We start from the raw sequence: 12,287 nt of genomic DNA on the forward strand, positions 1-12,287 counted from the left end.
GATCCTGACGGCTGGCTGGCATTGAGTTGAATTCCGCGTCGACGCACGACGTAGTGCCGCGGACTCAAGGAGGAGGAAAGTAGTCATGATCAACATGGCTGGTAAGGCGATACGCAGATGGTGGGCGCTGTTCGCGCTGCCGACGTTCGCCGCGTTCATCATCGGATTCCTGGTGCCGTTCATCATGGGCGTCTACCTGAGCTTCTGCGAGTTCACGACCGTGACCGACGGCGAATGGGTGGGTCTCAAGAACTACGGCAAGGCCCTGAAGGACAAGGAGTTCCTGCATGCGCTCGGGTTCTCCACGGCGTTCACCATCGTGACCACCATCGTGATCAACGTGGTGGCGTTCTTCATCGCCTACATGCTGACCAAGGCCATCAAGGGCTCCACGCTGTTCCGTTCGGTGTTCTTCATGCCGAACCTCATCGGCGGCATCATCCTGGGCTACATCTGGCTGCTGCTCCTCAACGGCGTGCTCGCCCACTGGGGCCGCGCCCTGACCTACAAAGCCACGTACGGCTTCTGGGGTTTGGTCATCTTGGTGTGCTGGCAGCAGATCGGCTACATGATGATCATCTACATCGCCGGCCTGCAGGCTCTGCCCACCGACGTGCTCGAGGCGGCCGCGGTCGACGGCGCCAACGGCACCCAGACGATGTTCCGCATCATCATCCCGCTCATGATGCCGTCCATCACCGTCTGCTCCTTCCTGACCGTGACCAACGGATTCAAGCTCTACGACCAGAACCTCGCATTGACCAACGGCGCGCCGAGCAACATGTCCGAAGGCCTGGCGCTGAACATCACCCGTACCTTCTACGGACGCATGGGCTGGGAGGGTGTCGGCCAGGCCAAGGCCGTGCTGTTCTTCATCCTGGTGGCCGTGATCGCCCTGATTCAGAACAAGCTCACCACGAGCAAGGAGGTGGCAGCCTGATGAACGAGAACAAGCCCGTCAAGCACGGCGCCCTGTGGACCGTACTCTTCTCCGTCGTTTCCCTGCTGTGGGTCTTCCCGATCGTCCTGGTGCTCATCAACTCCTTCAAGCAGAAGGCGTACATCTCCAAGAACGCCTTCTCGCTGCCGGCAGGCAAGGCGTTCGTGGGCCTGGAGAACTACGCGCGCGGCGTTGAGACCACGCAGTTCTTCGCGTCCTTCGGCTGGACGCTGCTCATCACCGTGGGCTCCGTGGTGCTGATCCTGGTGTGCACCTCGATGTGCGCCTGGTGGATCGTGCGCGTGAACAACTGGGCCGCCAAGCTGCTGTACACGCTGTTCCTGTTCAACATGATCGTGCCGTTCCAGATGGTGATGTTCACCCTCTCCAAGATCGCCGACATGCTGAAGCTCAACACCCCGTGGGGCCTGTGCATCGTGTACCTCGGCTTCGGCGCCGGCCTGGCCGTGTTCATCTTCACCGGCGTGATCAAGGGCATCCCGGCCGAACTGGAGGAGGCCGCCATGATCGACGGCGCCTCCGTGCCGCGCATCTTCTTCCAGATCGTGGTGCCGATCATGAAGCCGTCCATCGTGTCCGTGGCCATTCTCGAGGCCATGTGGATCTGGAACGACTACCTGTTGCCGTACCTCACGCTCGACCTGGGCAAGTACAAGACCATCTCCGTGGCCGTGCAGTACCTCAAGGGCGGCTACGGCTCCGTGGACATGGGCGCCATGATGGCCTGCCTGGTCCTCGCGATCATCCCCATCATCGTCTTCTACCTCGTCTGCCAGAAGTACATCGTGAGTGGTGTTATGGCGGGGGCTGTTAAGGGATGATGACTGGCGTCATCATCCCTTAGGGGAAAGTCCGGTGGACTTTCCCCAAGCCCCCGCCTGAGCGAGGCGATAGCCGAGCGAAGGTAATGATGGGTCTCGCCGAAAGGCGAGTCCGTAATTGCAGGCTGAGCCGTATAGCAGACAGTCCAGTGGACTGTCTGTAGGCGAAGGCGAGACGGCAGTCGAGCCAATGAAAAGCGGCTGAAAGCCGTCCGTAATTGCAGGGCCGGAGGCGGAGCCGTCAAAAACTGAGACCAACAAATCCGGCTCCCCTCGCTGAGGGGAGCTGTCGGCGATAGCCGACTGAGGGGAGTACCCTGAGCATCATCAGAGCTCCCCTCAGTCATCTACGATGACAGCTCCCCTCAGCGAGGGGAGCCGCTGTATGCCGTCGAAGGAGAACACAAGATGCACTGGCTGTCGCCCGACTCCAAATTCATGCGCGCCTGGGGCAATCTGGTGGACGGCGTGCTCGTTAACCTTCTGATGCTGGTCACCTCGTTGCCGATCATCACCGTCGGCGCAGCGCTCGCCGCCGGACAGGACGCCTGCCGCAAGTCCGAAAACGGCGAGGGCAAGGGCGTCGCTGCCAATTACTTCAGCTCCTTCAAGGCCAACTTCGTCAAGGCCACGCTGTTGTGGCTGCCGTTCCTCGCGGTACTGATCGGACTCATCTACTCGTGGGTGGTCCTGCAGATTACGCCGTTGCTCATTCCCAAATTCGCGGTGAGCATCCTGTGGCTCATCGGCTTCGAATGGGTGTTCGCGCTGCAGGCGCGCTTCGAGAACAGCGTGGGGCGCACTCTCGCCAACGCCTTCATCTTCGGCATCTCCCACATCGCCATGACCGTGGTGCTGGTGGCAGTGGACGCGGTGTTCGTCGCACTGTTGGTGGCTTGCTGGTTCCTGATGCCCGGTGGCCTGTTCCTGCTCATCATTTTGGGTTACGGCACCATGCTCATGCTCCATGTGCCTATCACCGAGCGCGTCTTCAAGCCCTATCTGCGGTAATCTTGCCCGCGAATGGCGTTGTTCTGGGCATATCCCCGCCAATTATTCTGGGCATACACGTATCACAAAACGAATTCTGGGCATATAGGTACCCCGAAACAGGCGTTTTGGCCTCGTAACTGGTACCTATATGCCCAGAATCAAATTCGGTGCGGCTTTATGGTCCTTATATGCCCAGAATCGAGATGTCGGGACGGTGTCGTTCCTCCGTTGCCGTTACTTTTTTCGCGGAAAACCGATGTTTCGTGAAAAAGTCACACTGAGTGCCGTTCAGCGTTACCTTTTCACGAAATAAGGCCATACCTCGTGAAAAAGGAACGCTTACTGCGAGTCAGTTGCCTTTTTCACGAAGTATGGCCTTATTGCGAAAGAAGTAACGCGCCGTAGTCCGCCCCGCCGCCATCGTCATCGGATGCCGAGCGGATCAGCAGGCGCAATGGCGGCGGAACAGCAACACGGAAACCGCTACTTGCGGCCCTGCGTTACCTGGTAGGCGACGAACAGGATGGCCAGCCAGATCACACCGGCGATCACGGCCACGCGGTAGCTGGCGGAGAAGCACATCAGCACAACCACCAAGGCCAGGAAGGCGAGCACCACCCACGGCGTCACCTTGGCGAACGGCAGCTTGAAGTGGATGGCGTCGAGCGCCTTTTGACCCGAAAGGCCGGCCAGCTCGGTGTCCTCCGGGGCACCGCCCGCGGCGACCACCTTGCGGAACTTCATTTCGGTGAACATGATCATCGTCCAGTTGATGATGCCGGCGATCGTGGCGATGGACATCAGGTAGTTGAACGCGAACTCGGGCCACACGAACACCACCACCACGGCGATGGCGGTGATCACGGCGGAGGTCAGCACGCCGGCCACCGGCACGCCCTTGGAGTTGAGCTTGCCGAGGTAGGCGGGGGCGTTGCCCTGCTTGGCAAGCGAGTACAGCATGCGGGAGTTGGCGTACAGGCCGGAGTTGTACACGCTCATCACGGCGGTCAGGCACACGAAGTTGAGGATGCCGGCGGCCGCGTGGATGCCCACGGAATCGAAGATCTGCACGAACGGGCTGGATTGGCCGTCGATGGTGTTCCACGGCACCACGGCCATGATCACGCCGAGGGCGCCGATGTAGAAGACGAGGATACGCCAGATGATGTCGTTGGTGGCGCGCGGGATGGTGGTCTTCGGGCTTTCGGTCTCGCCGGCGGTGATGCCGATGAGCTCGGTGCCGCCGAAGCTGAACATCACCACGACCAGGGCCATGAGCAGGCCGGTCCAGCCCTTATCGGTATGGGTCATGAGGCCGTTCGGGAAGAAGCCGTCGCCCACGGTGAACCAGTTGGCGAAGCTCGCCTTGATGCCGGAGGCGGTGGGCAGCGCGAACACGATGACCGCAAGGCCACCGATGATCATGGCGATCACGGCCACGATCTTGATGATGGCGAACCAGAACTCGAACTCGCCGAACTTGGAGACGCCCAGCAGGTTCGCGGCGGTGATGAGCACCAGGAACACGGCGGCGGAGACCCACGTCGGGATGGCCGGGAACCAGTAGTTCACGAAGCTGCCCACCACGGCCAGCTCCACCATGGAGACCAGGATGTAGTTGAACCAGTAGTTCCAGCCGGAGATGAAGCCGGCGCGCTTGGACCAGTAGCGGGTGGCGTAGTAGCTGAAGGCGCCGGCCTTCGGATCCTCCACGGACATTTCGGACAGTGCGCGCACGATCATGAAGATCGCGAGGCCACCGATCAGGTAGGCCAGCAGAATGGACGGGCCGGCCAGGGCGATGGATTCGCTGGAGCCGTAGAACAGGCCCGTGCCGATGGCGCCGCCGAGGGCGATCAGCTGGATGTGGCGGTTCTTCAGGGATTTGCGCAACGTGGCCGGCACCGGCACGTCGTCGGTTTCGCGCGGCTTCTTGGTCGCGTCAGTATTGCTCATGGATGAGTACTTCCTCTCGGGGTTCTTTCTCCGTTGCCGCACGTGCCGCCGCGCCCGCCGATGATGATGGCGGCCGTGGCCGTGCGCAATGTCCGCCATTGTAGGCCGATTTGTTACGAACAGGAGGTTTCGGAAGGCGGTTATGGACGGGTGTGCGGCGTTCCCGTGACGTTTCCATGGCGTTTTTGCGAGCGATTGCACTCAGGTTGGTGCGGTTTAATGGAAGAAGGACGTTGCCCGACGCCGGTTCCGGGCATGGAACGGTTGCGGTGTGGGGCATGGCCGTTGGCGGAAGCGGGGTGTGCGATGTCGTATATCGAGTTTGACAACGTGGTCAAGGAGTACCCGTCCGGCGGGGCGGCGATCCGCGCGCTGGACGGCGCGAGCTTCACCGCAGACCAAGGCGAACTGACCGTGATCCTTGGCCAGTCGGGCGCGGGCAAGACCACGGCCCTGAACATTCTGGGCGGCATGGACACCGCCACGTCCGGTCGCGTGGTGGTGGGCGGCCGGGACATCACCGGTCTCAACAAGCGCGAACTGGTGGCATACCGCCGTTCGGACATCGGCTTCGTGTTCCAGTTCTACAATCTGGTGCCCAACCTGACCGCGTTGGAGAACGTGGAGCTCGCCTCGCAGATCTGCCCGGACCATTTCGACCCGGCCGAGACGCTGCGCAAGGTGGGGCTGGGGGAGCGCATGGGCAATTTCCCGGCGCAGTTGAGCGGCGGCGAGCAGCAGCGCGTCTCCATCGCCCGCGCGATCGCCAAGAAACCGAAGCTGTTGCTGTGCGATGAGCCGACCGGTGCGCTCGACTACGAGACCGGCAAGGAGGTCCTGCAACTGCTGCAGGACATCTGCCATACCCAGGGCATGACGGTGATGATCATCACGCACAATTCCGCGCTCGCGCCGATGGCGCACAAGGTGATCCGATTCCGCTCCGGCAAGGTGGTGAGCGAGGAGACCAACCCCGCGCCCACGCCGATCGCGGACATCGAATGGTAAGGCGGTGAGTGCGATGGCACGCGGCAGGCATGCCCGGTGTACGGGCGCTTCCCGGTCCTCGACCGTAGCCACAGTGGGCGGTGCTGTGAAACAATCCGTGAAACGCGGCGTGGAACATCCTGTGAAACACCTTGGGGCCGGCATTTCCGGCGCGTTCGCCAAGGACATGCTGCGCATGTGGGCGCGCAACTGGAAACGGTTCGTCTCCATCGCCATCATCTCCATGCTGGGCGTGGCGGTGCTCACTGGCATCTACGCCGGCTGCCGGGACATGTTCCGCGCTGCCGACCGGTTCCTCGACAGCCAGCGCCTGTACGACATCCAGGTCATCTCCACGCTCGGCCTGACCGAGGACGACGTCGCCGCGCTCAAGGCCGTCCGCGGCGTCGAGCGCGTGCAGGCCGAACGTTCGGCCGCCGCGATCGTCACCGTGGATGGCAGCGGCGAATCGGTCACGCTCACCGAAATCGGCACGAACGGCATGAACCAGCCGTACCTGCAGGAGGGCAAGCTCCCGGTCAAGTCCGGCGAGGTGGCCGTCACCAGGAAATTCGTGCGGGACAGCGGGCTTAAGGTAGGGGACAAGCTCAGCGTGACGCTTGGGGCGAGTAAGTCGTCATCCGGATCGTCCGTGCCGGATACGTCGGGCACGACGGGCAATGCATCAGGTGATGCGTCGGCCAGTATGGTCGACGGAGGTACGTCGGCCGACGCTTCGTCCGATTCGGACATCCCGGGCGATTCGTCCGACAGTACGACTGATTCGTCCGGTTCCGATGCCTCTTCCGCCGATACGTCGAACGAGACCCCGACGTTCCCCACGGACCTCACCATCACCGGCATCGTGCTGGACCCGCTCGATCTGCAGAATCCGGAAGGCTACTCGACCGGCGCGTTCCGCAGCTCCGCCACCGCCGACTACACGTTCTTCCTGCCTTCGGACGGCGTCGCCGGCAGCGTCTATACGGCGATTTCGCTGGAAATCAGCGGTTCCGCGGCGCTCGACACCTTCTCCGACCAGTACGACGACGCCGTGCGCGAAGTGCGCGACCGCATCGAAAACGACGTCCAGACCAAGCGGCAGAAGGCCCGTCGCCAGCAGCTCATCGACGAGGCGAAGCAGAAGATCGCGGACGCCCGTGCCGAAGCCGACCAGCGGTTCGCCGACGCCCAAGCCACGCTGGACGACCAGCGCGGCCAATTCAACGCGCAGGTCGACCGGATCATCGCGGCCTCCGGCAGCGCCGGTGCGGAACTGGTCGCCCAAGCCGCACAGGACGGCACGGACCAGGCGGCCGCAACTGCACTGGACGCCCAACGCAACGCCGTCATTGCCCAAAGCGGCGAACTGACGCAAGCCAAACAGCAGCTGGACAACGCGCAGACGCAGCTCGACCAGCAGAAAGCGAACACCACCGCCGAACTGGACAAGCAGGAGTCCTCGGTCGAAACCACCATCCCGCAGGCACGCTGGTACGTGAACACGCGCTCGGCGGCCGGCACGTTCTCCTCGCTCAAATCCGACCTGAGCTCCATCGAATCCATCGGCCGCGCGTTCCCCGTGGTGTTCCTGCTCGTGGCCGTGCTCATGAGCCTGACTGCCATGACCCGCATGGTCGAGGAGGACCGCGGGCTCATCGGCACGTACATGGGACTGGGGTACGGCAGCGCACTCATCGCCTCCCGGTATGTGCTGTTCGCGTTGCTCGCCTGCCTGATCGGCGGCGGCCTGGGCGACCTCATCGGCTTCCTCGGGATTCCCGCGTTCCTGCTCATCGTGCTGGAAGGCATGTATGTGGTGCCCGGCACCACGCTGCTGTACGACTGGCTGTACGGTTCGGCCGGCGTGCTGCTGTTCGTGGTGGGCGTGGGCGCGGCCACCGTGGTGGCGTGCCGCGGCGAGATGCGGCGAATGCCCGCCGAGCTCATGCGTCCGAAATCGCCCAAGGCCGGCTCCCGCGTGCTGCTGGAACGCATCGGACCGCTGTGGCGTCGCATGAAGTTCCTCAACAAGGTCACCGCGCGCAACCTGTTCCGTTTCAAGGGCCGTCTGTTCATGACGGTCGGAGGCGTGGCCGGCTGCACCGCGCTCATTGTGTGCGGCTTGGCCATCAACGACACGGTGGACGCGCTGCCGGTCACGCAGTACCAGGACGTGTACCGGTATGACCTGATGGTCGTGACCGATCACGACGATCTGGACGCCGTGCGTTCTCGGCTGGTGTCCGACGGGAAGATCGCCGATTCGACCACGTCCTCAGCCGGTGCGATGACCCTCGCGCGCGTGGAAAGCGGCGAAATCACCACCGGAACCGACGAATCCGAAACCGTGCAGCTCATCACCGTGCCCGAAGCGACTGATTTGGCGGATATCGTCTCGCTCAGGTTGGTGACCGGCGGTGCGATGGAGCAGTATCGGGATGGTACGGCGATCGGACTGGACGATGCCGGAGCCGAATCATCCGCCGCCGGGAAGAGCGCGGATGGTTCGGCCAGCGCTACGAACACGAATGACGGGCCGGTCTTTTCCGGGGACGGCGTCATCGTCTCGCAATCCGCGGCCAATGCGCTGGGCGTCAAGGCCGGCGACGAGGTGACGCTCGAAAACGGCGACGCCGCGCGCGAAACCGCCCGTGTGTATGCCGTCAGCGAGTCCGTGATCGGTGCGGATGTGTATCTGACGGCCGGGTACTACCGGGAGGTGTTCGGCGGGGATGATGCGAGTGATGGCGGTTCCGCCGCGCATGACGACACCGCCACCGAAGCCGACGGCGTGGAGATGAACGCGATATTCGCGCGGTACACCGGCTCGGATGACGACCAGATCGCCTACGCGGACAAGCTCGCCAAGGAATCTGACGTGCTGAGCGTGGTGAGCACGGCGGATATGCAGCGGCGTTTCAGCTTCGATCTCATGGGCGCGGTGGTGGCGCTGATCGTCGCGCTCGCCGGAGCGTTGGCGTTGGTGGTGCTGTTCACGCTGGCCAACACGAACGTTTCCGAGCGCGTGCGCGAGATGGCCACGCTCAAGGTGCTCGGCTTCTTCGACCGCGAGGTGCACCGGTACGTGAATCGCGAGATGCTGATCCTGACGCTGATGGGCATCGCGGTGGGCCTGCCGCTCGGTCGTTGGATCGGCGGACTGCTCACGGCCGCGCTCAACATGCCGGGGCTGTACTTCGCCGTGACCGTACGGTGGACGAGCTACGCGATAGCGGCCGCCGTGACGCTGGCGTTCGCGCTGCTCGTCCAATTGTTCACCAACCCCGTGCTTGACCGCATCGACCCGGTGTCCTCACTGAAAAGCGTGGAGTGATGGAATCGGCTTTGCCGATGCTGTTTTCCCGCGGTCGTTGGCCGCTCCTCCACTACCCTTCAGTCGGCTACGCCGCCAGCTCCCCTGACAAGGGGAGCCGAGATCTATACGTGTGCAAACCTTGGCTCCCTCTGACGAGGGAGCTGTCGAACGAAGTGAGACTGAGGAAGAGAAGAGGAGCGGCCAATGGCCGCGAGAAACCAGCGTCGGCCAAAGGCCGATTCCGACCGCTCAATACCAGAAAAGTTCAATTTTGCCGAATGAAATTGAACTTTTTAGGCGAATTTCTGCAATATCACCACAATCGGGTTGAACTGGAGGCTGGTTCCGGTAAGAGGCGTGGTGATAAAGTTTGAACCTGAATTTGAACGATTGAGCGCGGCTGCGGGCCGGGCGATGAGGAAGAGAACGTACGGCATGGTCGAAACGAAAGCACCGGCTGGCGGCAGTGCCGGCTCAAACGAGCTGAAGTCCGTCGAAAGCCTGGATCAGGACAACGAGATGGCCCGTGGCCTGAACAACAGGCACGTCCAGTTCATCGCCATCGGCGGCACCATCGGCACCGGCCTGTTCCTCGGCTCCGGCAAGTCCATCGCGCTGACCGGCCCGAGCATCGTCTTCGTGTACATCGGCGTGGGCATCATCATGTTCCTGCTCATGCGCGCCATCGGCGAGCTCATGTACCGTGACCCGAGCCAGCACACGTTCATCAACTTCATCACCCGCTACCTCGGCAACGGCTGGGGCAAGTTCGCGGGCTGGTCGTACTGGATCGTGCTCGTGCTCATCGGCATGAGCGAGATCACGGCCGTCTCCACCTACTTCATCACGTTCTTCGACACGTTCGGCATGGACCTCTCGCATTGGAAATGGCTCATCGAGCTGTGCTTCCTCGCGGCGCTGGTGACCATCAACCTCATCGCCGTCAAGGCCTTCGGTGAGGCCGAATTCTGGTTCTCGATGATCAAGATCACGCTGATCTGCGCCATGATCGCCACCGCCGTGGTCATGGTGGTGATCGGCTACCACTACGACGCCGTGCAGATCACCGGCCAGGACGGCATCTCTCCCGCGGGCCACGCCGGACTCGACAACATCACCAACAACTTCCAGATCGCGCCGAACGGCTGGCTGAGCTTCCTCATGAGCTTCCAGATGGTCTTCTACGCCTACGAGATGATTGAGTTCGTGGGCGTGACCGTCTCCGAGACGCAGAACCCGCGCAAGGTGCTGCCGAAGGCCGTCAACGAGATCATCGTGCGCGTGCTCATCTTCTACGTGGGCGCGCTGCTGGCCATCATGGCCATCGTGCCGTGGACCACGTTCAAGCCGAACAAGGACGGCTCCTTCGCTTCCCCGTTCATCATGGTGTTCCAGTACGCCGGCCTGAACTGGGCGGCCGCGCTGGTGTTCTTCGTGGTGATCACCGCCGCGTCCTCCGCGCTGAACTCGCTGCTCTACTCCGCCGGCCGTCACCTCTACCAGCTGGCCAGCGAGTCGAACTCGCCCGCCTTCCGCAAGATCGGCGTGGTCTCCAAGCGCCAGGTGCCGGCGCGCGCGATCCTGGTGTCCGCCGCGCTGATCCTGCTGTCCCCGGTGGTCAACTCCATTCCGGGCATCTCCAGCGCCTTCGTGCTGTTCGCATCCGCCTCCAGCGCCGTCATCATCTTCATCTACACGCTCACGATGATCGCGCACCGCAAGTACCGCCGTTCCGCCGACTTCATCGCCGATGGATTCGTGATGCCGGCGTGGAAGGTGCTCAACACCCTGGCGATCGTGTTCTTCGTGTTCGTGTACTGCACGCTGTTCCTCGCGGACGATACGCGCGGTTCCGCCATCGCCGGCCTGATCTGGCTTGCGGTGTTCGGCGGCTACTGCCTGCTGCGCGACCGCTACACCAACCGCGACCTCAAGGAGGCGCTCGCCAAGGAGGAGCAGGCCCGTAAGTAGGCTCTCTGGCCCGCTGCTGATTGATGTAAAAATCCGGCTCCCCTCTCCGAGGGGAGCTGTCACCGTAGGTGACTGAGGGGAGCACTAGGGATTACGGCTCCTAATACTCCCCTCAGTCGCTTCGCGACAGCTCGTCCTGCAATTATGGACGAACTTCGTTCGCATCCTGTTGGCTCGACTGTCGTCTCGCACATTGCCTACAAACAGCTCTGCTGTTTGCTTCACGGCAATGTCCTCAGCGAGGGGAGCCAGATTTGTTATTGACGATTGATAAATAATTCAGCTATGCTGCGGGCGGCCGCCCGGAGTTGGCTGGAACGCACCGTGAACCAGCGCCGACGTGAAGTGCATGGTGCACATTCCTGCTTCTTGAGCTTCATGAGTGCACCCTGCGATGCTGCAGAGGCAAAGTCCCCGTTCCATTGTTTCCCCCTTCTTTGGGATGGCTGCCGTGCCATCACTGCTTGCAGTATAGGCACAAAGGTGCTACGGAAGTAAAGAAAATAGGGCGTTTCTGTGAGTCGTGTCACACCCCTTCGGCGTGTACCCCCGATTTTTACGGGGTGGCATCGGCTGCTTCGGGTGGATTCGGGCGCAAGATAAGGTTGCGGCGATACCCCCGGTTCTTCTGAGGCGTAATTGTTTACAGTGTGAGATATTATTGACGGCGTCTGCGCGGGGTACCGTGCGGCTGGAAGCGTAAAGGAGGCGTGCCGTGGGATATGAGGAAGAAGCGGTGGATGAGCTGTGGCGTGACGTATGGTGCCACCGATCTCAGATGCAGCGCGATCTCAATCATGGCGCCGGCGAAACGTTCGTAATTCGCGCACTGGCGCATCAGGGCACGATGTCGCCCTCGCAGCTGGCCGACGCCATGCATGTCACCACCGGTCGCATCTCCGCCGTGCTTTCGGCGTTGGAGAGGAAGGGCCAGATCGTGCGGTCCGTGGATCCTTCCGACCGTCGTGCCGTGCGTGTGGAGCTCACTGAGGCAGGGCGGGATCGCGGGCGCAAGGATATGCAGGAGATGCGCGACGCCGTCTGCTGGATCTTCTCGCAGATGGGGGAGCGGCGCACCCGCGAATTCGTCGATTTGGTGCGTGAATTCTCCATTTATATGACACTGTGCAAGCCAGGGGAGCCGCGGCCCACACCTGAGGAGGTGCGCAAGGCGTTCGAGGGTGATTCCCGGGATTCGTAAGGCCGCGTGGCTTCGCCGATTGGCGGTTCGTCGCATTCGGTTCCGCTCAGAGTGAATCTTTGAATGTCGTTGAGCTCT

The 12,287-nt window shown here is 62.2% G+C and carries 8 protein-coding genes; 7 read left to right on the forward strand and 1 reads right to left on the reverse strand.

What is annotated here, in order from left to right:
- Window positions 1–85: 85 nt before the first annotated feature.
- The 3 genes from JS536_RS10195 (at window position 86) to JS536_RS10205 (ending at window position 2,793) form a co-directional block, all read left to right on the forward strand.
- Window positions 86–940, forward strand: coding sequence for a sugar ABC transporter permease (locus JS536_RS10195; RefSeq protein WP_214305418.1), 855 nt, complete (start codon window positions 86–88; stop codon window positions 938–940).
- Window positions 940–1,782, forward strand: a complete 843-nt coding sequence (locus tag JS536_RS10200) for a carbohydrate ABC transporter permease (RefSeq protein ID WP_214305417.1) — start codon at window positions 940–942, stop codon at window positions 1,780–1,782. Before JS536_RS10195 ends, JS536_RS10200 begins: the two co-directional genes overlap by 1 nt.
- A 408-nt stretch (window positions 1,783–2,190) precedes the next feature.
- Window positions 2,191–2,793, forward strand: a complete 603-nt coding sequence (locus JS536_RS10205) for a YesL family protein (RefSeq protein ID WP_214356829.1) — start codon at window positions 2,191–2,193, stop codon at window positions 2,791–2,793.
- 465 nt (window positions 2,794–3,258) lie between these two features.
- Here JS536_RS10205 and JS536_RS10210 read toward each other — a convergent pair whose 3' ends face one another.
- A complete protein-coding gene (locus JS536_RS10210) occupies window positions 3,259–4,731 on the reverse strand; it encodes an amino acid permease (protein ID WP_214305415.1) in 1,473 nt (490 codons plus the stop codon).
- 306 nt (window positions 4,732–5,037) lie between these two features.
- On the opposite strand from JS536_RS10210, the gene JS536_RS10215 reads away from it, so the two are divergent.
- The 4 genes from JS536_RS10215 to JS536_RS10230 all read left to right on the forward strand — a co-directional run bounded on the left by JS536_RS10215 (window position 5,038) and on the right by JS536_RS10230 (window position 12,209).
- Window positions 5,038–5,739 (forward strand): ABC transporter ATP-binding protein, encoded by a 702-nt coding sequence (locus tag JS536_RS10215; protein WP_214356830.1) that lies wholly within the window; start codon window positions 5,038–5,040, stop codon window positions 5,737–5,739.
- 166 nt (window positions 5,740–5,905) lie between these two features.
- Entirely contained in the window at window positions 5,906–9,055 is a 3,150-nt protein-coding gene (locus tag JS536_RS10220; protein WP_221339836.1) for an FtsX-like permease family protein, read from the forward strand.
- Window positions 9,056–9,472: 417 nt separating this feature from the next.
- Window positions 9,473–11,008, forward strand: coding sequence for an amino acid permease (locus JS536_RS10225; protein WP_109057013.1), 1,536 nt, complete (start codon window positions 9,473–9,475; stop codon window positions 11,006–11,008).
- Between the two features lie 715 nt (window positions 11,009–11,723).
- Window positions 11,724–12,209 (forward strand): MarR family transcriptional regulator, encoded by a 486-nt coding sequence (locus JS536_RS10230; protein WP_214356832.1) that lies wholly within the window; start codon window positions 11,724–11,726, stop codon window positions 12,207–12,209.
- Window positions 12,210–12,287: the final 78 nt, after the last annotated feature.

Origin of the sequence: Bifidobacterium sp. SO4 (genome assembly GCF_018555355.1) — a bacterium.
GTDB classification, from domain to species: Bacteria; Actinomycetota; Actinomycetes; order Actinomycetales; family Bifidobacteriaceae; genus Bifidobacterium; species Bifidobacterium miconisargentati.